The 24,883-nt window shown below is 38.7% G+C and carries 13 protein-coding genes; 6 read left to right on the top strand and 7 right to left on the bottom strand.

Going from position 1 to position 24,883, the window contains the following annotated elements:
- Nucleotides 1–4: 4 nt before the first annotated feature.
- From G466_RS0101380 to G466_RS0101355, 6 genes are all read right to left on the bottom strand, one after another.
- Nucleotides 5–3,397: a SusC/RagA family TonB-linked outer membrane protein gene (locus G466_RS0101380; protein ID WP_026812026.1), complete on the bottom strand. Its 3,393-nt coding sequence runs from the start codon at nt 3,395–3,397 to the stop codon at nt 5–7.
- A gap of 469 nt (nt 3,398–3,866) precedes the next feature.
- Entirely contained in the window at nt 3,867–5,798 is a 1,932-nt protein-coding gene (locus tag G466_RS0101375) for a SusD/RagB family nutrient-binding outer membrane lipoprotein (RefSeq protein ID WP_026812025.1), read from the bottom strand.
- Between the two features lie 22 nt (nt 5,799–5,820).
- Entirely contained in the window at nt 5,821–8,943 is a 3,123-nt protein-coding gene (locus tag G466_RS0101370; protein ID WP_026812024.1) for a SusC/RagA family TonB-linked outer membrane protein, read from the bottom strand.
- Nucleotides 8,944–9,416: 473 nt separating this feature from the next.
- A complete protein-coding gene (locus G466_RS0101365) occupies nt 9,417–11,669 on the bottom strand; it encodes a GH92 family glycosyl hydrolase (RefSeq protein ID WP_026812023.1) in 2,253 nt (750 codons plus the stop codon).
- Between the two features lie 59 nt (nt 11,670–11,728).
- Nucleotides 11,729–14,056: a beta-N-acetylhexosaminidase gene (locus tag G466_RS0101360; RefSeq protein WP_026812022.1), complete on the bottom strand. Its 2,328-nt coding sequence runs from the start codon at nt 14,054–14,056 to the stop codon at nt 11,729–11,731.
- A gap of 29 nt (nt 14,057–14,085) precedes the next feature.
- Nucleotides 14,086–15,153, bottom strand: coding sequence for a carbohydrate-binding family 9-like protein (locus tag G466_RS0101355; protein ID WP_026812021.1), 1,068 nt, complete (start codon nt 15,151–15,153; stop codon nt 14,086–14,088).
- Nucleotides 15,154–15,451: 298 nt separating this feature from the next.
- Here G466_RS0101355 and G466_RS0101350 point away from each other — a divergent pair, with 298 nt between their 5' ends.
- The 6 genes from G466_RS0101350 (at nt 15,452) to G466_RS0101325 (ending at nt 24,461) form a co-directional block, all read left to right on the top strand.
- Nucleotides 15,452–16,540 (top strand): sensor histidine kinase, encoded by a 1,089-nt coding sequence (locus G466_RS0101350; protein ID WP_026812020.1) that lies wholly within the window; start codon nt 15,452–15,454, stop codon nt 16,538–16,540.
- Nucleotides 16,537–17,253, top strand: coding sequence for a LytR/AlgR family response regulator transcription factor (locus tag G466_RS0101345; protein ID WP_026812019.1), 717 nt, complete (start codon nt 16,537–16,539; stop codon nt 17,251–17,253). The genes G466_RS0101350 and G466_RS0101345 overlap by 4 nt, the downstream gene beginning before the upstream one ends.
- 148 nt (nt 17,254–17,401) lie before the next feature.
- Nucleotides 17,402–19,771, top strand: a complete 2,370-nt coding sequence (locus tag G466_RS0101340; RefSeq protein ID WP_051315485.1) for a PSD1 and planctomycete cytochrome C domain-containing protein — start codon at nt 17,402–17,404, stop codon at nt 19,769–19,771.
- A 2-nt stretch (nt 19,772–19,773) separates the two neighbouring features.
- Nucleotides 19,774–21,267, top strand: coding sequence for a DUF1501 domain-containing protein (locus G466_RS0101335; RefSeq protein WP_026812017.1), 1,494 nt, complete (start codon nt 19,774–19,776; stop codon nt 21,265–21,267).
- Nucleotides 21,268–21,284: 17 nt separating this feature from the next.
- The gene (locus tag G466_RS0101330; RefSeq protein ID WP_026812016.1) at nt 21,285–22,319 is read left to right on the top strand and encodes an NHL repeat-containing protein; all 1,035 of its coding nucleotides are present in this window, start codon (nt 21,285–21,287) and stop codon (nt 22,317–22,319) included.
- An 84-nt stretch (nt 22,320–22,403) separates the two neighbouring features.
- Entirely contained in the window at nt 22,404–24,461 is a 2,058-nt protein-coding gene (locus G466_RS0101325; RefSeq protein WP_026812015.1) for an FN3 associated domain-containing protein, read from the top strand.
- Between the two features lie 142 nt (nt 24,462–24,603).
- Here G466_RS0101325 and G466_RS0101320 read toward each other — a convergent pair whose 3' ends face one another.
- Nucleotides 24,604–24,879: an ATP-dependent Clp protease adaptor ClpS gene (locus G466_RS0101320; protein WP_026812014.1), complete on the bottom strand. Its 276-nt coding sequence runs from the start codon at nt 24,877–24,879 to the stop codon at nt 24,604–24,606.
- Nucleotides 24,880–24,883 lie beyond the last annotated feature (4 nt).

Below are 24,883 nucleotides of genomic sequence, written 5' to 3'. Positions count from 1 at the left end.
ATTATTAAAAGTCTATAGCAATTGAAAAGGTATAACTCGCCATATATGGACTAAATGAACGCTCCCGGAATGAATCCGAGCTTGTGGTTCCCCTAAAACTTTCTGGATTGATATTATTAGGCAAAGAGTTATATAAGTAGACCACATTTCTAGCATTTATCCCTAAATATACATTCCTTGCTCCCATCTTATTTGCAGCCATTTTTGGTAAATTATACCCAAGAGATATATTCCTTAAAGCAATATATTTCACCTCTGCAAACCAGTCGTCGTTTACCACTCCATTACCCCAAGAATTTAGGCGATAATTATAATAACTGGCATGTGTAGGTTCCACATGACCTGCGTCAAAAGCTTCTTGATAAGTCATACCACCTACATCCACTGTTGAGCCATTTGGTGCGGTAACAGTTTGTCCTTCAGCAAATACCCCGTCAGGAATAATTCCGTCACTAAATTGGGTGCCTTGGATATCGCTATACCCAGAAGTCCAGGTTACACCACCATGTTCGGGGTCTCTACCACGTAACGATCTTTCCGTATAACCATAAGCAGTTCCATATCTGCTGGAGTAGGAAGCCATGTGTCCTCCATAACGAGCGTCCAATAATATAGACATATTAAAGTTTCCAATATTAAACTCATTATTCCAAGACCCTTCAAAATCTGGCTGAGCTTTTCCAACTTCTTCAGGCTTTCCACTTCTCTCAAAATAAGCTCCTCGTCTAGAATCTACCCAAATCAACTGTTTCTTTCCATTATTCGGATGATTTGGATCAGAAGACTCAAACTTTTTAGGTGCACTATCGGAATATAATACACCATATTCACCACCTTCAAAAGCAACAGACCCAACTCGGAAGTTACCATAAGAAATGTCTCCACCTAAGCTCTTATATTCTCCAAAATCTGGATGCACCTTATCTATCTTAGTAGTATTGTCCCAATAATTAAAGGTTGTATTCCAACTAAAATTATTCGCTTTAATTGGAGTTCCCGTAACGGATAACTCAAGACCTGTATTGGTCAGGGTTCCTATATTGGTAAGAAGACTATTATACCCCGATTCACTAGGTAGGGGTACATTTCCAATTTGTTCGGAAATAGTTTCATCATAATAGGCAACATCTATACCTAATCTATTATTAAAAAACCGAACATCTGCTCCAATCTCATAAGAATCTTTTAGTTCGGGCTTAATACTTCTATCTACTAGAGTGGTATTGACCGAATTGGTGTAAATAAAACTACCACCGTTATCTATACTGCCTTGACCATAACCTCTGTTGATGGTATATGGACTGGTATCCGAACCAACTTGTGCCCAAGAAGCACGTAATTTCCCAAAGGTGAACCAGTCTGATTTTCCTATAGTCTCACTAAAAATCCAAGAACCAGAAACAGAAGGATAGAAATAAGAATTATTTCCTGAGCCATCAGTATATACTAAAGCGGAAGACCAGTCATTTCGACCGGTAATATCCAAATATAATTGTTCTTTATAGGATAAGTTGGCTAAGAAATAAGCAGAATTAAGTTGTTTAGTATCTGAAACACCTCCAGAACCCTTTTGTGTCCTAATAGAGTTACCCAAGTAAAATCTACCTGGAACAATTAGCCCACCATCGGTCCAACCACTTGTGTACGACTGCTCATGTGACCAAATTTCACCACCAAGCAGCAAACCTGCCGAAAGATCTGGACTAATATCTTTATTAAAATTAAAAGTTAATTTACCCGTTTTACTAACATCTTTGTTATGTCTTAATTCATAAGATCCACCTTCATTGGCGAAACCACCACCCAAGTTTTTTGCTTCAAACTCCGTGGTGAAGTGATTCATATTTCCTTCTGCCGTAACCGTTAACCAGTCGGTAACATCAGCTGCTAGGGTAACAATAGGCCTTACGACTGTTTCTTTGTTGTAGTTATTGTCATTTTCATAAGCAAACCACAGACCTCTATTGGGGACATCTGTAAAATCATCTCCAAAATTTGCATTGGGGACACCTCCATGGGAAGCTTGCCAATATTTGTTTTGCTTATATTTTGATGTATTATAGGTTCTTTCAAAAGTACCATCAAAAAAACCTTGTGAAATATCATTTCTTGGGTTATGGGAGTTTGAATTTGTAAAGGAAACCGATGCACTTGCACGTAACCAAGAGGCCAGATTATAGGACCCCCTAAAGAGCAAGGAATTTCTTTTGAAAGAGTTGTTAGGCAAAGTTCCTGTTCTGTCATTATAGGAGTCTGAGAGATAGAAATTTCCGTTTTCATTTCCTCCGCTTAATGCCACTGAAGTATTCGTGTTAATACCCGTACTATAAGCATCCAACATATTACTCTTTTGCGCTACGTAAGGAACCATTGTTCCATCGTAATCTTCTATAAGTCTACCATCAAATTTGGGACCATATCCAAGACCTCCACCCGCATGGTTTCGTAGCGATGGAACACCATCAGAATTATAATAAAACTGTTGTGTATCCCAATTGTAATAATTATTATCACCATCCTGCTCTCCATAATCTACATACCCTGCCAATGTACCTGGACCGTACTCATTTTGCAAGTCAGGCCCTTTATAAGCAATATCAAAACCTACTGATTGCCTTACTGTCACCCCAATACCTTTGGTTCCAGATCCATCCTTGGTAGTAATTAATACCACCCCGTTTATACCTCTAGACCCATATAAAGCAGTTGCCGCCGCCCCCTTAAGTATGGAAATGGTCTTATAGTCATCTGGATTAAGGTTTTTAAGCATATTACCATAATCATTAGAGGAACTGTTCCAGTCAGCACTTGCACCAGATGTCCCATTTTCTAGGATTACACCATCTATAACAAATATGGGTTGGTTATTACTTGAATTTAACGTTGATACACCACGTATTTGAATTTTGGAATTCCCAAACAATCCCCCATCAGAAGAACCGATACTAACACCAGGAGCCTTTCCTTGCAACGATTGAACAGGGTTAACGACATTGATTCTTGCCAATTCTTCACCTTGAACTTCCGTCATAGCGTATCCAAGAGCTTTGGTCTCTCTTCTTATACCCAAGGCTGTAACGACTACTTCGCCCAATTGCTCGGCATCTTCAGATAGCGTTATATTGATTACTTTTTTTCCCCCTACAGCCATCTCTTTAGTTGTAAATCCTAAAGATGAGAATACCAACGTTGCAGCACCGGGCACATTAATGGAATAGTTTCCATCAAAATCAGTGGAAGTACCGTTTGTTGTACCTCTTTCTACCACATTCACCCCTGGGAGGGGAACACCTAAATCATCGGTTACCGTACCGGTAACGGGAATGTTTTGCGCCACGCTCACCTGAATGAGGAGCAATGCGAAAAACATTAAGTAATAATGAAGTCTTTTGTTCATTCTAATAAATATTTAAGTTAGTTAAAGTGAGCCATTAGCTCTAGCCAGTTGTTAATTTAATCTTAAAAAATTAATCAATTCACGAAGAAATAAGAGTTAAACGCCACTATTTACGTTTAACTACACTTAATATCGATGAATGACTCTAATCAATTAACTATTTATTAAGAAAAACTAAGGTTTGAATAAGGGCTAATTTTGCGAAATTAGGTTTGAATGTTGCTATCAAATCTGGCAATTTAACTGAGGAGGTAATTGAGTTTAGGAACAAATAAAAAAAGGAAGATTTTATTTGTCAGATTCCCCACAAAGGTTTTGAAATAGACGACCATATAAATGTACCACTAAGAGGGGGGCCAACATTGATGAAACTATATCAGTAAAGGATTAGATTTAGCCTAAGTGTACTGTGGATTATAAAAAAAAAGCCATCCTTTCGGACGGCCTTTTTATTAAAAGTGTTTAAATATTAGTTTTGTTTTGCCCACCAAAGTGGCGTAAACACATCATCAGATCCACCTAAGTGGCCAACAGCCTGTTGGTAACCTTCAGGAACGTTATTTTCCAGGCTAGATGGATACTTCAAACGCTGAGGAAAGAAATTCACACTATTTGTCATGTAATTGGACTGCGTAATTGCCGGTAAACTAGGCAATGCATTTTCTATTGCTGGGTTTTCAAAGAATGGAAGTCCTAACCTTCTATGATCATTCCATGTCTCCAATGGCAACCAGGGTGTTTGTGCGATGAATTTCTGGGTAATAATCTTGGTTAACAAGTCATTCTTTACACTTCCTCCTTCATATATGTCATTTTTAGGATAAGTAAAGGTAGTTACGCCAGGAACACCAGAATAACCATCAACATACGTCATGGCCTCTGAAGTAGGCTCAACGGTGTGATTCCAACTTACAGAAGTACCTGCTCTGTTGTAATCCTGAGAGGTAATATAATCACCATAAAACTGCGTAACATTCCAATATGCAAAACTTTGCTCAATTCCAGCTTCATAAGCAGCTTGTCCACCCACTGGAGTGCTCCAACCTCTTACAGCAGCTTCAGCTAGTAAAAATTGGGTTTCCCAAGCAGCAAAGAATATACGCTCAGAACTACCATTCCTAAATTTATTGGCCAAGCGAGGTTGTGTTCCACCCCAGCCTCTAAGTTCATTTTTACCACCTTTATCTCCCCAACTACCTAGTGAAAATGCATTCCAAGTAAACGCAGCTTCTACTTTTATATCATCTGTCTCCCCGTTATCCTTGGTATCTTTAGCTCCAACAATTAAACTTCTCTCTGTAATTGAAGTAAAGTTAGCATCCCAAGAAGGATATGTATTCATTTCTGGGTTATCAAAGTAACCTGGTATGATAAATGCCTCGTACGCTCTTGGATCGATGGTTTCATGCAAACCATCAAACCAAAATCCTGCAGATGGATCATTCGTCAAATTGGTAAAGTGATTGTTAAATTTAAGCCCCATATAACCCGCCGGCTTAATATGTGAATGCAAATCTGTTGGTAACTGATCAGAAGAAGATACCCCTCCTAGACCAATCATTAGGTTATTCATGGTAGAAGACAACCACTGGTGATTCCACTCTCTAGTCATTACACCAGTAAGATCATCCCAACCACCTTTTTCAGCTACCTTAAAGTTATCCGCATTTGTAGCGATAAAAACACTACCAGCAGCTGCATCTTCAAACTCATTTTGTGCCTTAGAAGGATTTGCTTCTGATAGACGCATTGCCAAACGCATTCTCATAGAGTTGGCATATTTTTGCCACTTAGCAAAATTATACCCGTAAGCAGGATCTAATTTACTCACGTTATCTGGAACTGAAATATCTGTATCCAATTCGGCCACAGCATCTTTAAGTTCATCTAACATATAAGAGTATACCTCTTCCACGCTGTTAAAGTCTGGATTCACTCCTTGGAAACCATTTATAGGCATTGGTCCAAAGTTATCGGACATTTCGCTCATTAAATAGGCTCTCCAAATTCTAGCGACTTGTTTTAAGTTATTAGTATACTCTTTTACCGTACCCGCTTCAATCTGCTGATCAGCGACTTGGATAGCGGTATAGGTATGTTTCAACCAGTCTGATATAGCGTTATAATAATCACCTGACCAACCATCATTATAACTACCTACTGGCAACGTATTGGTCATATCTTGTCTTCCAGCAGCCTTCCAGTATAATACAAACGCTCTTTCAGCAACGTGAGGATTCTGTTGTGCACCAACTATGGAGTTGTTAATAAAGTACTCCACTTGCACCTGCTCCGCAGTTGCTGCTGTGGGACTTTGGTTTATTTCCTCAAAGTCCGAACAGGAAATAACGGAGACTGCCATTGTACATAGCAACCCAAGCTTTATAGTTATATTCTTCATTTTTATCATTTTTTATATTTTTTTAGAAACTAATTGCTAAGTTTAAAAATACCGATCTAGAAGTAGGAGAGGTAAGATTCTCGAATCCTACGGCGTTAGAACTGGTTGCGTACACTGATTCAGGATCCACACCATTTAAGTTACTATGAATCATCCAAACATTATTTACAGATACGCCAATTTTTGCGTTTTGCACAGACATTCCGTCCAACCATTTTGAAGGTAAATTATAATCTAACTGTACACTTCTTAAACGAATATTAGTTGCATCAAAAATATTAGCTTCAGTAATTCCTAAGTTACCAGATCTATCACTTAAAGTTGTCCAGTAATCCTGAGCAGAAACAGCTGTTGTATTTGCTACAAACCCACCATTTCCATCTTCAACAACTCCGTCAAAGACGATATCTGCTCTTTCACCATTAACAACGGTTTCAGCACCGGTTCCGCTTCTACCAATTGCCAAGTTGGTTCCAGAGAATATTTCTCCTCCTAATCTTGCATCCACCAAAAAGCTTAAGCCAAAGTTTTTGTACCTAAAGTTGTTCGTCCATCCGATCATGGCATCAGGCTGTTGGTTTCCAAGTTTAAACCTACCATCTGCTGCCAAAGGAATACCAGCACCATCTACAATAATTTTATTATAATTAGGACTGGAAGCATCCTCTACCCTGCGGTATTTTGTACCGTATATCTCACCATATAATTCACCTGCTACCGCAAGAATAGATATGTTATCATATCCACCTAAACCATACTGAGTAACCTCATCGGTTAATTCTACTACGGTATTCTCATTCTTAGAATAGTTTATTGAGGTATCCCAGTTAAATCCGTTAGGATTATCAAATATCCTCGCATTCACCATTAACTCTATCCCTTCGTTCTGAATATCACCTGCATTGGCTTTAACTGAATTATATCCACTTAAAGGGTTTAATGGCAAGTCTATTAATTGACGGGTTGCATTGGATTTGTAGTAAGCAAAGTCAAAACTAAGTCTGTTCTGGAAAAAACGTGCTTCCAAACCTACTTCATTAGATTTAATCAACTCACTTTTTACGTCAGGATTATATAATGTCCCTCCACTTCCAGCAACAGTATTGCCGTTTGGATCTTTGTTGATATTATAAGTATTATATAACTGATATGGACTTAAGTCGTTACCTACCTGCGCATGTGAAGCTCTTAATTTAGCATAGGTAAGCCACTCTGGTATATTACCTCCATTGTTTTGGATCAAATCAGAAACTACTAGTGAAGTACTTATAGATGGGTAAAAGAAAGACCTATTTTCCTTGCTTAATGTAGAGGACCAATCATTACGGCCAGTTACATCAATAAAGAAATAACCATCATAATTTAACTGCAGGGTTCCGTACAAAGAGTTGATTCTCTTTTCGCTAAACCCCTGACTTACAGTAGCCTTATCTTTTCCATTGTTTAAAGAGAAAAGGTTTGGCACTTCCAATTCCCCTGCATTAGCACCTAAACTACTATTTTCTTGCGCCATAAGATTTCCTCCCAAGGTAAGAGCTCCTCCAAACTTTCCAAACAAGTTATCTTTAGATGCGGTCAATAAGGCACTATAATTACTTTCTACGAAGGTTTCCTTGCCCATAGAAAAACGTCCGGTAGTCCCAAGTGGGCTCCCAGCATAAAGCTTAGACTCCGTATTGGTGGTATACAAATCAGCTCCTGCTCTAACTTCTGCACTTAACCAATCGGTAATTTCGTTCTTAATAGCACCACTTAGTAAGAATCGGTCTCTAGAATCGGTGTTTAAGTTATTACTGGCTGCCCAATATGGGTTAACTCCATTTCCACCTGGTTGATACCATATCATATTACCAAATTCATCACTATTATTTCTTAGCTCGGTAATATCTAAAGATCTTGGCAGTAGATATATAGTGCCAAAAACGTTAGAGTTATTAATACCACTCACCGGTCTATTTTGTGCAGTAGTTTTCATGTACTGTACCTTTACATCTGTAGACCAATTCTTATTATCTCCAAAAGTAGAAACTGCACGGGTTAGCAAGTTTAATCTATCCAATGAAGCTCCAGGAATCTTACTGTCATCACTAAAATAAGTTGCGGAGGTATATAAGGAAGTAGCTTCACTTACTTGCTGCTGAAAAGCAAGGCTATGATTAACGCTGAAGCCAGTTTTAATATAGTTGTCTAAATTGTTATAAGCCCTTAAGTTAGTTTGCTCACCATTCCAATTCTCTACGGACTGGCCAGCAATTTTAGGACCCCAACTAGAACCAGACTTAGGATCATGAATACCATCCATACCTTGTCCAAATTCATTTTGCAACTCAGGAGACATAAAAATAGTTTCGAAACCTGTAGTAACAGAATAGGTCACTCCTAAACCTTTCTGGGCTTTACCTGTTTTTGTAGTAATTAAAATAACACCGTTACCAGCACGGGATCCGTACAAAGCAGCAGCAGATGCCCCCTTTAGTACAGACATGCTCTCTATGTTGTCTGGGTTTAGATCACCAAGACCATTTCCCATATCAGCAGCAGGATTCCAAAAATCGTTGTTGTTAGATCCTGTAAAGTTATCCATAGGTACCCCATCAACAACAATTAAAGGTTGGTTATCCCCAGTTAAGGAGTTATTACCTCTTAGTACAATTTTGGAAGAACTAGCAGGCCCATTACTACCTTTAACCACCTGTAATCCAGCCACTTTACCTGAAAGGGCATTAGTAACGTTAGATTCACGTGAGTCAACAATATCACCTCCCTTAATTTCTTGTAAGGCGTATCCTAAGGATTTTCTCTCCCTTTTAATACCTAAAGCAGTTACTACTACTTCACCTAACTGCTCGGCATCTTCAGATAATGATACATTTATTGTTGATTGTCCACCAACCGCAACTTCTTTAGTTGTAAAACCTAAAGAGGAAAAAATTAAAGTAGCGGTACTAGGAACATTGATACTGAAATTACCATCAAAATCTGTGGAAGTACCATTTGTTGTACCCTTTTGCACCACATTTACCCCTGGCAAGGGGGCACCTAAATCATCGGTAACAATTCCTGTAACCGGATTGCCCTGCGCCATTATCCCCTGAACAGAGAGAAATGCGAAAAGCAATAAAAAGTAATGAAATTTCTTACTCATACTTCTGAATTTTAATTAGTTAATAAGTTGTTAATTATAGCATAAAACTTATGCTTATTGGACAAAAGAAAAAACTAATTCGACCAACAACAATGCCCACTTGCCCAAGGACAATTTCCGCAAACGTTTTCGCGAATTCTATCGACGGCTCCCTGTCGAAAAAAGCATAAAACGTATCGTTAAATAGGCAAATACTATCAATACAAACCAGATATTTTACTTATATAGGTCCGGCGGCAAACATAACAACAAGATTGTAATAAAAAAAGAGAATTATTAGCACTTTTATTTCAGCTCTGCTTTAATGAAATCAAAGGTTATTGGTTAATTGTAGGAGCAACCACTACCCTAACAAATACCATTAAATAAAAAAGAATTAAAATAGTAAAGCTGGACAATAAGTGTATTGTCCAGCTTTACTATTTTAATGAAATCCTTTAAAAATCTTTATGGATTGTTGAAGATTAGACGTCTTATTTGCTCTCCAATTCTTTTTGCTCCAATAGGAAATCTATAGTCTTCGCGTTCACTAACTCCTGATGATCAATAAAATAGCTCAAATGAGGTTTTCCACTCACTGTTACTCCCTTAATAAACCTATTTTCAGATGAGGCATTGGAGGTAATCACCAGTTTCTCCTGACCGTAATAATTGGGATCCAAGTGAATGGTTACCTTCTTAAATTTGGGAGCCGTAATAGCATAATTGGTATTAGCTGGGCTCACAGGATAAATACCCATCATAGAAAACACGGCCCAAGCAGACATAGTTCCCGTATCATCATTCCCTGGTAGCCCGTCCGGACTATTGTTAAAATAGGAATTCAGTAAATTAGCGACCGTTTCTTGAGTACGCCTTTCTTCTCCCGGCACATAGTTGAATAGGTATGGGTAGGCTATATCGGGTTCATTGGCCATATCAAATTGCCCCTTATCAAAAACATCCTGCAACCTGTCTACAAATGGTTTTTCTCCTCCCATAAGCTTCATCAACCCCTTAACATCATGAGTCACCATAAAAGTATATTGCCAGGCATTCCCTTCAATAAAGCCTAAATTCATTTCAAAATTGGCTCCTGTTTCAGGGTTATACGGGCTTAACCAACTACCATCATCATTTTTTGGGCGTAGGAGGTTAATCTCCTTATCCAATAAATCCCTATAGGATATGGATCGTTTTGAAAATCGCTTATAGTCTGATTTTTTCCCAAGCGTTTTAGCCAGTTGAGCGATGGCATAGTCGGAAATATTATATTCTTGTGTGCTAGAAACAGATCCGCTATTTGTGGTTTTGGTAGTTAAATATCCTTTTTCTAAATAATCCTTCAAGCCAGGCCGGAGCGGATTGTCTTCTAGTTGATCTGCACTTTTTACCATTGCGCCATAAGCCTTTTCCACATCAAAATCCGTAATTCCTCTTAAATAGGTATCTGCAATAACAATTCCTGCAGGATCTCCCACCATAGTAGTGGTTTCCGTAGCATTTAGCTCCCACTTTGGCAACCATCCACTTTCATCGTAGATCTGCAACATACTTTTTATCATATCCGACTGCTGGTCCGGATATACCAAACTCATCAACTGATGCAGGTTTCTATAGGTATCCCATAACGAAAACACCGTATAGCGTGTATCTTCCGTTTTTAAGGTTTCCCTAGTTTTCATTTTGGGATATTCCCCATTATAATCATTCAAGGTATTTGGGTGAATTAAGGTATGGTACAAAGCGGTATAGAAATTCACCTTGTCGTCCTTGGTTCCCCCTTCAACTTCAATTTTCGACAAGTGTGTGTTCCAAATATTCTGAGCTTCCTCTAAAATCCGATCAAAGCTCCTAGTACTGGTTTCCTTTTCCAGATTTTCACGTGCATTCTCGATACTCACATAAGACACTCCAATTTTCATCTCCACTTCGGTAGGGACCTTAAAATTGTAGCGCATATACGCTCCTATACTATCCCCTACGACTTCCTTAGCATACCCCTTCATTATTCTTGACTGGCCATTGTACCCCATCCATTCTGCTTCTACTCCTTTATAGGTGGTAGGCTTCTTCCACACACCAAAAGCGGCTGCAGGTTTAGAGAAACGAGCTACAAAATATACAGGATATGCTTCCTCCGGTTTGTAATAACAGAAGGAACCTACACTCCGCACTCCTTCAATTTCGGTAGGGGAAACTACCTTTACAGAGGCACCCTGCTCATTGGTAAGTCCTAGCCCAAGGTTAATTAATATGTTAGCATCACCTTCAGGAAAAGAATATTTACTTACCCCAACCCTTGTTGTAGCAGTTGCTTCCACACCTATTGCGTATTTATCCAATGTATTGGAATAATACCCCACCTTGGCTTTTTCTTGAGAGTAGGATGAACCATATTTTAAATGATCCACTTCCAAGTCTCCCGTGGTGGGCATGGCCAATATTACCCCTAGTTCTGGGCACCCAACACCACTTAAATTAACATGGCTAAAGCCAGTTAAAAAGGTATTCTCATGCACATAGGGAGTAGATAACCACCTACTGTCTTTTTCTAGTGGCACGTTTTCTGGTCCGGCTACATTAAAGGGAGATACACTCACCATCCCCCTCATTGCAATAGGCCCAGGATTAGTAGTTCCATAATTGGAGGTCCCAATAAATGGATTCACATAATCTACTGGTTTGTCTTGAGAAAATAGTTGAGTTGAAAATAAAACAACCCATAAAATAAATTTATACTGCATTACTTAAATGTGATTTTTATTATATTTTTTTGAGAAGGCTACTATGTTCTAAAGCTCAACTACTGCATGATAATCTCATCAATAAACATCCAAGATCCTCCGCCAGTAGGAGGCGTGCCCAAATTGATAGCTTCAACCTTTACAAATCTAGTGGTTTGCTTATTAAGGTCGATGACAAAATCTTTTAGTTCGGATTTAATGTTTGCAGCGAAATCCCGTTTTAATGTGCCTTCCTTTTTATAGGTTTTTCCATCATCGGACAGTAAAACATTTATTTCCACAGGAAAATAGATCCCAGAACCTTGATTTTCCAAAGATCCAACACTAATTTCCTCTATTTCGGTTGGCGTTTCCATATCGATCACCAATATCATATTATCACCTAACCAGCCTTGCCACTGTCCGTCGTGAAAATTTTTAGAACCCCGCACCACGTTCACCATCCCAATTTCCTTTGCTCCTTGGTAATTATCGTGATATTTATTTAAATAAGTTACCGGTTTTCCCGCTGCTTTATGAAAGTTGATCGTTTTTTCTAATTGTACCCCTACAGGCTCCTCATCCTTAAAAACTTGCGCTCTTATTTCAGTAGTTTTAGCTATTTCAATTGGGCTATCATATTGTTGAGAGCTCGTCGTAATATCATTCCCATCCAAAGCATAACGTATATCTGCATTTGGAAATTCATTTTTAAGTGCGATAGAAATTGTACCGTTTTCCGGATCAACAGACACATCTGTAGTTACTTGGTAGGCACTTTTAGCGTAATTAATCCCCATAGCATCGTATCTATTAAACAGGGCATCGATCCTAGCGGAGAAGTCGGACCAATTCTTATTTTCCTTAGTGCTCCAAACCGACTCAGCCAAGGCCGCCAAACGAGGATAGGTCATATATTGTGCTTGCGCAACAGTAGGTACAAATTCGGTCCACAAGTTTGCTTGTCCGCCCAAAACGTGATTTTCCTGTTTTGGCGTCATACCTTCAACCACAGGGTCAAATTCATACACCTTACTCAAAGGGGTATGCCCGCCCCAAGCCATAGGTTCAGTATCTTGATTGCCTTGATAATAATCAAAATAAGCGTGTGACGTTGGCGACATCACCACATCGTGTCCCGATGCAGAGGCTTCCAATCCCCCCTCAAAGCCGCGCCAGCTCATAACCGTAGCACCAGGTGCCAAACCACCTTCCAATATTTCATCCCATCCAATTAGGGTTCTACCCTTGGAGCTGATAAAACGCTCCATTCTTTTTATAAAATAACTTTGTAGCTCCTCTACGTTGGCCAAGCCTTCTACTTTTACCCTCTTACTACAATCTGGGCATTTTTCCCAATTAGTTTTGGTTGCTTCATCTCCCCCAACATGTATATATTGTGAAGGGAACAAATCCATTACCTCTATCAATACATTTTCCAAGAACTCGAAAGTTGACTCTTTCCCTGCGCAATAAATTTCTGTTATTGGCCAAACCCCACCAGATGGTACCATGATAGGGTTCTGTAAACAGGATAATTCCGGATAGGCTGCTATAGCGCTCATAACATGTGCTGGCATTTCTATTTCTGGAACCACATTTATTCCTCTGCTCGTTGCGTATGCTACAATTTCCTTTATATCCTCTTGGGTATAAAATCCGCCATAAGTAGCTTGCTCACCCAATTTTGGGGTTTGTCTAGCATCCCAATGTTTATCTTCTTGATCTACTCTAAATGCGCCTACTTCTGTAAGTTTTGGATATTTTTTGATTTCTAACCTCCAACCTTGGTCATCTACCAAATGAAGGTGCAGCGTATTCATTTTCAAAAGCGCCAATTGATCAATTGTTGATAAAATATATTCTTTATTAAAGAAGTGTCTAGAAACATCCATCATAAAACCACGCCATTTAAAACGTGGGCTATCAGTAATTTGAACGGTAGGAATATCCCATTTTACATCAACAACTAAATTGTCACTTTCTATCGCCACAGGAAGCAATTGTCTTAAGGTTTCCAAACCATATAAAAAGCCAGCATATCCATTTGCGGTTACTTCTACTTTATCACCTGTTATTATCACGTTATAAGCCTCATTTTCCAAGGCGTCGTCCAAGACCAATTGCACATAATTATTAATTGGTTCGGTATCAACGACCCTTAAATTCCATCCTGCCGCTTTGCTAAACTTATCGAGTAGCACTTCGGCTACCTCAGCATACTCTAAGGGAACTACAAATTGGGTATCTTTGGTAAATCGAAATGCCCCCTCTTTAAATTGTACTTTATCCGGTTGGGGAATGATGTTAATATCACTTTCTTTAAAAACAGTTTTCCCTTCGTCCGCACAACCAAAAATGGTCAAAAGCATAATTAAGCTTAACCATAGTCCCACTTTCTTTTTCATTCTACTTTTTATCTCTATTTAATTTTCTACTATTTATCCTCTAAGCTCTGAAATTGCCCATCTTCCTTAACTAATAGAATCTTACCTGTAAAAGGACTCTTAACCCAAATATTGTAACCTGATTTATGTTTTTCCATAGCTGGTTTCAGCACGCTATCCAAAATCTTCTTGGGCTTTGCAATTTGTTTCTCAGCATCCTTATCGTTGTGCAATACTGCTCTGTGAAGTGAATACAAATGCCATTTAATATAATCGTCCTTAGGAATTGTAAACTCCACCTTACCCCCTACTGGTTCAGAAGAGAAATAAACATAACCCCAATGCTCAGGCTCATGCATGTTTATAACGCCTTGCGGGGACCATACCCAATTGTATTCTGGAAGGTAATTGCCATCATCACCTTTTTTTCTTGAATAGCGACCGTCGGTAAGATCAAAATCCCAGTTCACCCTAGAAAAGTTAAGTCGCCAAAAATCATTTTCTGGTATTTTCCCATCCTTAGATGCCTCTGTGATTACACTCCAAGGAAGTGCAATCTCCACGGACCACCCTTCATCCATATCCGAAGCGTCATTAAGGGTACCTCTAATATCAACAGCAGATTTAACTCCCTGAATATCCCAACTGTCTATTACCTTATTACCATTATTTCTGTAGGGTTTGGTGAGAAAAAGGTCCCATATCGTATTATGGGCGTTCATTTCAAATTCATAATAATTATGGGTATCTCCTTCCGCATCAATGAAAATCTCAAAATCGTTATTATAGAAGATTACCGTATCACGCTGCTTTAAAGTAGCCCAAACATGAGGTTCTTCCATTTCTGCCAAAACATACAGATAATCACTATCCCATAACATTTTCATTCTCGTCCTATAAGTAGGGGTAACCTTTCCTTCAATGTCGATATAATCCTGAGACCAAGGAGCCAATTTCCAAGCATTTTCATCCATTTTCCCATCTATTACCATTGCTTCGTCGGTTTTATGCGCAATATAACTTCTTGGAATATTTTGAGCGTATGACTCACAAATTCCAGAAAGAGCAATTAAAATAAACAAAGCCCATCTACCTTTACTTTTTACTAAATTCATCATCCTATTTATTATTATTTACTTAATTATAAGTTACTTCGCCAATTATGTATAAAACCAATTTCAAAAGCCGCAAAAATATGGTCTTTCCTAGTTAGAAATAAAGGCTGCATTCTCTAATTTTTGCTAAATTTCGTGGATTTTAAGGACTAAACCTTCCCGAATTCAAAAATTAACTATCAAAATCAGAATCGGTTTGAAATATTTGACATTTTTTAATCGAACTAAAATAAAATTAGACCAATAACCGTTCAATGCGGTTTAAGGTAACATCCAAGAATAATATTAAGGGTTATAAAATATGTCATTAAACGGTCATTTAGATCAATTGCTCAAAGTTAATGAGTCTAAGGATTACACAATCACTTATAAACAGCATCTCGTATTTTGGTTAGTTTACTTTATTTTTAACACCCTTCGCTGGACCAGTTTGCACAACGATTTTGAATACTCCCTTAAAACTAATTTATTAGGATTTCCTATCCATATGGCGTTGGCTTATTTTAACGTTTATTACTTAATGCCCAAATTGGTGTTTACCAAAAAATACATATTATATACCTTGGCCATAATGGCATCCCTGTTTATAATGCTTTTGGTGAAATACAACCTCACTTATTATTTAGTAAGCACTAATGTATGGCCAGAAGGACCGGAGAATATAGAAGGGCTAACCTTAAATTACGCCATCACCTCTATGCTAGGGGAACTTTATGTAATTGCCTTCGTCACTGCAATAAAAGTCACTATAGATTGGCTCAATGAAAGCAATAAACTCCATGAGTTGGAGAAAAGACAGCTTACTACCGAACTTAAGTTTCTTAAATCTCAGGTTTCCCCGCACTTTTTCTTTAATACATTGAACAATATCTATGGCCTGAGCCTAGAAAAATCGGATAAAGCGCCACAGGTAATTTTAAAACTATCCGAACTAATGCGATATTTGCTTTACGGCACTAAAAAGAAACAACAGGAGCTGACCAAAGAACTGGAATGCATCCAGAATTATGTGGATCTGGAAAGAATCCGATTTGACGAATCACTCTCCATTAACCTAAAGGTTTCTGGGGATCTGAACAATAAAACCATCGCTCCAATGTTATTGATTCCTATTGTAGAAAACTGCTTTAAACACGGGGCAAACAAAAATATTGGTAAGATGCTCATTTCCATAGACATCAATATCGAAGGATCGTACTTAAATTTTAGAGCGGTCAATACCATTCCCCAGAATAAACAATTCATTCCCGTTGTCCCCAAAGAAGGAGGGATTGGACTTGCCAATGTAAAAAAACGATTGGAATTGGGTTATGATCAAAAAGATTACCATCTTTCAATATATGAGAAAGACCAAACGTTTAATGTTATTCTTAAATTAAAGGTACAATGAGTTATAAGGTAGCCATAATTGACGATGAACCTCTAGCCGTAAAAGTTATAAAGAACTATGTGGAACAGATTAAGGAGTTACAGTTGGTAACCACCTTCACAAATGCTGTGGATGCCTCCTCATTTTTTCAAAAGGAGGAGGTAGATATTGTATTCTTGGATATTAACATGCCCGTTATGAGTGGTTTGGACTTACTAAGCACTATTAATTCCAACGCCATGGTGGTAATAACTACCGCACATGAAAACTATGCATTGGAAAGTTATGAATTACAGGCCATAGATTATTTAGTAAAGCCCATCCCCTTTCCTAGATTTCTAAAAGCGGTGAATAGAATTATCTCCCTTAAAGAAGGGGCAAAAAAACTGGAATCCCCATCCGCAGTGGAGAATCCGAGTATTTTTGTAAAAGTAGATAAGAAAAAATTACAAAAGGTCTATTTAGATGATATTACCGTCATTGAGAGCCTTAAGGACTACATCCGAATAAAGACTAAAACCAATCAGCACATTGTCCATAGTACTCTTACTAGCTTTACGGAAGAACTCCCTCAAGAGAAATTTTTAAGAATCCATAGATCCTACACTATAGCCATTGATAAAATAGATGCAATTGAAGGCAATAGTATAGAGATTGGTGGGACAAGATACACCATTGGCAGGTCCTATATAAACGAGGTAAAAAGCAAGATTTTACAAGACAGTTTTAACTAAGACTATTTTTGGCCTAAACTATTGCACTCAAAATTCTTTTTAAATTCTCTTTTTTAACTCCAATGTTTCGTTGTTTGTCGAAATTAAATGTTAACTTATTATTTAAAAGCTAATTTAGAAGAAGTTTTACAATTAATAATACAAACCGATGCCTAGGCTAAACAGATTTCTTCAGACATTAGTTATCCCCTTAAGTCATAGTCTTTTAGCTCTATGGTCTATTTTTTTAGTTACTTCTTGTAATTTATCGGGTCCAAAAAAGGAAATCAGCCTGCTGAATTCTGAAAAAGGCGCAATTCCCGAAAAAATTGATTTTACCTTTCACGTTAAACCTATTCTCTCCGATCGCTGCTTTAAATGTCATGGCCCCGACAAAAATGCTGTGGAAGGCGGACTTTCCCTAAATACGCCTGAAGACGCCTATATGGCTCTAGGTGAAAAGAAAGACCATTATGCCATTGTCCCTGGTGATGTTAAAAAGAGTGAATTAGTTAACAGGATTTTTTCCACAGACAAATCCCTAATGATGCCACCAACAGAATCGAATCTAGAACTTAAAGAACACGAAAAAGAAATTCTAAAAAAATGGGTTGCTCAAGGGGCCGAGTACAAAACACATTGGGCATTTTCACCACCAGAAAAACAATTGATTCCACAAACTACCAATACAGATTGGGGACATAATGAAATAGACCAGTTTGTATTAGCAAAATTGGAGAAGCTAGGCGTAACCCCTAATGCCAAGGCACAAAAAGAAAAATTAGTACGACGTGTTTATTTTGATTTTACTGGGCTACCTCCAACGGTAAAACAAATTCAAACTTTTGTAGACAACAACTCTCCAACAGCTTATGAAGAAATTATAGATTCGCTTTTAACTACTACGGATTATGCAGAACATATGGCTACAGAATGGATGGATATTGCGCGATATGCAGATACCCACGGTTATCAAGACGATTTTGAACGGATAATGTGGCCGTGGAGGGATTGGGTAATCCACGCCTTTGAAAATAATATGCCCTATGATCAATTTGTGACTTACCAATTAGCCGGAGATTTATTGCCCGATGCCAATGCAGAACAGATTCTTGCAACTGGCTTTAACAGAAACCATAAGATCACTTTTGAGGGAGGCGTAATCCCTGAAGAATACCGCGTAGAGTATGTAGAGGACCGTGCAGTGACCTTTGGGACCGCTTTCTTGGGGATGACCCTGGAATGTGCCCGATGTCACGATCATAAATACGACCCTATTAGCCAAAAAGAACATTTTGAACTATATAGTTTTTTTAACAATATAGATGAAGTGGGAATCACTCCCGGAGGGGCAGGCAAGATACCATCACCCTTTATGGTAATTACCGAAAAAGAAAAAAATGACGTGTTGAGTTTTGTTCAGTTGCAAAAATCAGAGATGAAGGAAGTTCCTGTTATGATCATGGCTGAAATGGAGCATGTAAGGCCTTCCTATATTTTAAATAGAGGAGTTTATGACCAACCAACTACTCAGGTCTACCCAAATACCCCAGAAGCCATCTTACCTTTTCCACCAGACTACCCCAAAAACAGATTGGGTTTAGCAAAATGGCTATTCCACAGAGAAAATCCCCTTACGGCAAGAGTTACTGTGAACAGATATTGGCAGCGCATGTTCGGTACGGGACTGGTGGCCTCCTCCTTCGATTTTGGTAACCAAGGATCCCTACCTACACACCCCGAGCTATTAGATTATTTGGCTGTAAAATTTAGGGATGAAGGTTGGGACTCAAAAAAGATCTTAAAATATATAGCACTCTCTGCAACCTATCAACAAAGTACTCATGTTACGAAGAAAATGCAGGAATTAGATCCGGAAAACCAACTACTAGCAAGGGCACCGAGAATTAGGCTTACCGCAGAACTTATAAGGGACCAAGCTTTACAAATCAGTGGTCTACTAAACAAAGAGGTAGGTGGTCCCAGCGTAAAACCATACCAGCCAGAGGGGATTTGGGAGGCCACAACCGGCGGTGGCGGAGGAAGCACGGCTACTTATGTTACCAGTACTGGGGCAGACCTTTACCGGAAAAGCCTCTATACCTTTTGGAAAAGGACGGTACCCCCACCAAGCATGATGACCTTTGATGCTGCCTCGAGGGACCTGTGCAATGTAAAGCGGCAAGAGACCAACACTCCCTTACAAGCCTTGGTGCTTCTAAACGACCCACAGATTATTGAGGCATCTAGGATAATTGCAAAAAATGCAATGGACCAAGAATCCTCCACAACCGACAGAATCCAATATATTTTTCACCAAACTACTTCTAGATTACCTGATGAAGAAGAATTAGCGCGCTTAAATACGTACTATACCAGTATGCTTATAAAAGTGGAATCCAAAGAAATTAACACTGAGGAATACCTCAGCATTGGAACCCAGAAATTGGATGGGAATTATCCTAAAGATCAATTAACGGCACTTGCCCTTACTGCACATACCATTTTAAATTTAGATGAATCCATAACCCGGGGCTGATCATGAGCGAAAAGAAAATAATAGAAGAGCGATCATTGATCCTAAATCGAAGATCCTTTCTGGGAAAAACGGCCCTAGGCGTAGGTGGTGTGGCCCTAGCATCCCTTTTGGGAGCTAATTTATTCAGAAAGGATAAGAATGGCATCCTTACCAAAGAGAATAGTCTAAATGGCGTAAAGGGAATTCTAGATTCCCTGCACCATCCTGCCAAAGCAAAACGGGTGATCTATCTTTTTCAGAGCGGGGGACCATCGCAATTTGAGTTGTTCGATTACAAACCATTGCTAAATCAGCGGCGTGGGGAGGACCTTCCAGAATCCATCAGGAATGGACAGCGACTAACAGGTATGACTTCTGGTCAAGACAGCTTTCCCTTGGTAGGTTCTAATTTTAAATTTGACCAATACGGAAAAAACGGCACCTATATTAGTGAACTACTACCGTATACCGCTAAAATAGTTGATGAGTTATGTATCATAAAATCAATGTATACGGAAGCCATTAATCATGACCCAGCTGTAACATTCTTTCAGACCGGATCTCAGCAACCAGGAAGGCCTAGCATGGGTTCTTGGTTAAGCTATGGGCTAGGTAGTGAAAATGAAAACCTACCTGCCTTTACGGTTTTGCTGTCTAGAGGTTCGGGTAGGCCCAATGGACAACCCTTATATACTAGGCTGTGGGGAAATGGATTTTTACACTCCCTACATCAGGGAGTTCAATTTAGAGCAGCAAAAGACCCAGTTCTTTATCTAAATGATCCAAAAGGAATTACCAAGGAAGTGAAGCGGGAGATGTTAGATAATCTAGCCGCCCTAAACGACAAACATTATCAAAAATCCGGAGATCCAGAAATTAAAAGTAGAATAGCCCAATATGAGATGGCCTATAGGATGCAGACTTCTGTCCCTAATGTTATGGATACCGGAAAGGAACCAGATTACATTTATGAAATGTATGGGGCAGACGCCAAAATCCCCGGTACGTATGCCGCCAACTGTTTACTAGCTAGAAGATTGGCAGAACAAGACGTAAGATTTATTCAGTTATATCATATGGGCTGGGATCAGCATGATAACCTACCCGGAGCAATTGCAAAACAAGCTAAAGATGTGGATCAAGCTTCTGCAGCTTTAGTTGCCGATCTTAAGCAAAGGGGACTTCTAGAAGACACTTTGGTAATCTGGGGCGGGGAATTTGGAAGAACAAATTACTCCCAAGGATTGTTAACCGATACCAGTTACGGTAGGGACCACCATCCAAGATCATTTACAATATGGATGGCAGGAGGTGGTATAAAACCAGGAATGGTCTATGGAGAAACTGATGATTTTGGATATAATATTGTAAAAAACCCAGTACACGTTCATGATTTTCAAGCTACTATGTTACACCTTCTTGGCATAGATCACGAAAAATTTACCTATAAATATCAAGGAAGAAGATTTAGACTAACGGATGTGGAAGGGCACATAGTAAAAGATATATTAACTTAAATACAACAAATTAAAAAATGAAACGAAGAACATTCATACAAAACACCAGTCTTGCCACTATAGGTATTATGGCAACCACACCAATTTTAAATGCTATGGAAAAATATAGGGATGTTGTAATAGGTCATGGCACGCATAAGTATAAGGTAGACTTAAACTGGGGAGCGCTAAATTCTAGTTACTACCCCGTTAACGATTGCCACGAAATGGTCCAAGACTCCAAGGGGCGCATTCTCTTGCTTACCAATCATACCAAGAACAATGTAATAGTTTACGACAAATCGGGGAAGCTAATAGAGGTATGGGGGACCGATTATCCTGGAGCTCACGGTCTCACTCTAAAGAATGAAAACGGCACGGATATGCTATATATTTCGGACAATTCCAGGCACGAGGTGATAAAAACTACCATAGACGGGAAGGTTGTAAAAATTTTCCCTTACCCTAAAGAGTCAGGAAAATACGCCTCTAAGGATTTATACATTCCTACCGAAACAGCTGTAGCCGACAATGGCGATGTGTATGTAGCCGACGGATATGGGGAACAGTACATAATGCATTATAATGCACAAGGAGAATTATTAAATGTATTTGGCGGAAAGGGATCTGAAGACCACTTATTTAATAATGCCCATGGTATTTGCATAGATACGAGGAATAACCAAGCCCCAACCTTATTGATTACCGCCCGCCAACAGAACAAATTAAAGCGCTTTAGCATGGACGGCGATTTTATAGAGAGTTATAACCTACCCGGCGCATTTATCTGTAGACCAGTGATTTCTGGTAACCACATATATTTAGCTACCATCTGGTCTGGTGACGGGGGGGAAGGAACAGGATTTGTTTCGATTTTGGATGAAAACAATCAACTTATATCGGCTCCTGGAGGCGCTGCTCCTACCTATGAGAACGGAATATTAAACAAGATGCATCAGGAACTAAAAATATTCCATCATCCCCATGATGTATGTGTAGATGATGAAGAAAACCTGTATGTAGCACAATGGAACTCGGGAAAAACGTATCCAATAAAATTAAACAGGGTTTAATAGTTATCAGTTTAACATTAATAATAAACAACAATAATTAACCAACAAGATAAGGTGTAACATCTTTGGAGATCACATGAGGAAATGATGGTATTGATAATTGATTTGGGCCGCTTACATCCACTCCTAGTCCATTTGCCTATAGGCATGCTAATTTTAACCTTTTTCATTGAAATATATGAACGTAGGAAAAATAAGGAAGCCAACAGTGATATGGTTCGCTTCGCCCTAGGAATTGCAGCTATAAGTTCCGTAGCTGCAGTGGGCAGTGGTTGGCTATTGGGCGAAAATGGCGGGTATGATCAAGTCCTGCTATTTAGACATCGTTGGATGGCGGTAGCACTCACAGCTGGTATCTGTATCCTTTATTATATTAAACGCAATCCTCGCTCGTGGAATAGAAAGTTTTATATACCGTTTTTTATCCTAGTCTTGTTTCTTTTAAGCTTCACCGGACATATGGGTGGCAGCATGACCCATGGTGAAGACTATCTTTTTAAAGATGCACAAACTAAAGAAGTCATCATAACAGATGTCAGCAAGGCGGTTGTTTTTACGGATATTGTACAACCAATTTTAGATAACAAATGCGCTAGTTGCCACAATTCCAATAAGGTGAAAGGCGGATTAATAATAACCTCTAAAGGCCACCTTTTAGCAGGTGGTGATTCTGGAAGTATTTTAGAGGCCAAGGAAGATGAAATACCAAGATTGATCCGCAATATAAAACTCCCACTAGAACATGAGGATCATATGCCACCAAAAGGAAAAACACCGCTTACCGCGGATGAAATTAGTTTATTGGAATGGTGGATCAACAATAAAAACTGTTTCGATTGTGTTGTAGAAACTCTAGATAAACCAGAGGAAATCAACACCATTTTACTTTCCCTTGAAGAAGATACCTCCCCACGGGCGCTAATAGCAAAGACGGTAGATCCAATTTCCACACCGTGGTTAACAGACATTAACATCAATGGTACGATAGCCACAAGGGTAGCCGAGAACAACCCGCTAATAATTATCAATTTATCAGGACATACTAATCTAACAAAGGAACATTTTAAGAAATTAAAAAAACAGGCAGATAATATAATAGAACTAAACCTAAGTAAATCTAATTTTAACGACACCCTTTCCTCCTATCTCTCCCAATTTAAGAATATCACTAAACTACAACTGCATAACACCACTATCACGGACAACACCTTAAAACAACTTGCACGATTGAAGCATTTAGAATCATTAAATCTCTATGGTACTCATGTTACCAATGCCGGTATAGAAAAATTACATAACCATCCCAGTTTAAAAACCCTTTACACGTGGGAAACCAAGATTTCTGAAGAGGCACTAGAGAATTTTGAGCGTCGTAATCCCAAGATTAACATTGTCCGTATAGATCGTAAGATTTTTGCCGCTACGAGTTTGGATCCGCCTACTATAATAGGAAGTGATGAATTTTTCAAAGATTCCCTAGAGGTTAGGTTAGACTATATTTTTAAGGATGCCGATTTTTTTTACACTTTGGACGGTACTACTCCAGACACCATTTCCCTTAAATACACCAAGCCAATAATAGTTACAAATTCTGTCCAAATAAAAGCCATTACCCATAAAAAAGGATGGAAGCCTAGTGATATTGCTTCTAAGAGCTTTAAAAAATACAATCTAGATTATTCAGACGTCCAACTCCTTAAAGAACCAAACGATAAATATAAGGGTATAGGCAGCAACACCTTAATAGATAAACAAAGAGGCACACTTAATATTCTTGATGGCAAATGGTTGGGTTATGAAGGTAGTCACGTTACAGCAATTATAAATCTAAACAAAGAAAGCCTAGTATCCAAAATTTCTGTGGGTTCCTACTCCTCCCCGGCACAGTGGATTTTTTACCCAAGGGGCTTTAAGGTATGGTCTTCCTTGGATGGCAAGTCCTATAGCCTACTTCAGAATATAAAAACACCAGAGGAAGAACCCAATTCAGAAGCCAAATTAAAATTTTTCGATATTGATATCATCCCCACCAAAGCTAATTTCATAAAAGTAGAAGTCTTAAGTCAGCTTAAAAATCCAACATGGCATACCGACCCTGGAGGGAACAGTTGGTTGTTTTTAGATGAGATAGTATTAAATTAAGACGATTACAGTACCTTAAGTCACATATTCCCAATACAAACTAACCCTACAGTACAACAACTTTCACTTGTAGCGTTTTTAAAACCTAAAATTTAGTAAAGATTATTAGCATTTCCGATTTCCGTGCAAGAAATAAAATAGGCTAGACGATTTCGGCACTTAACCCGGCTTGCAACAGCAATGTACACCTTGGTTCCAAATCTTTATATTCTCCTGTCTTAACAGTGCATTTTCCATTGTAATGCACAATTAACGAGCATTGTTCCGCTTGTTCTGGTGTGTGTTCACATACACTGATCAACGTTTCAATAACATGATCAAAAGTGTTGACCTCGTCATTGAACAAAACAATCTCGTTCTGATTAGCAGTCTCTTCTTCCAAAAGTAATTCTTCCGAGACTTTTTCCTTTGTACTCATAGAA

The sequence above is a fragment of the Arenibacter certesii DSM 19833 genome (assembly GCF_000429545.1).
GTDB lineage: Bacteria > Bacteroidota > Bacteroidia > Flavobacteriales > Flavobacteriaceae > Arenibacter > Arenibacter certesii.
This window is presented reverse-complemented; position numbering and strand designations above follow the sequence as displayed.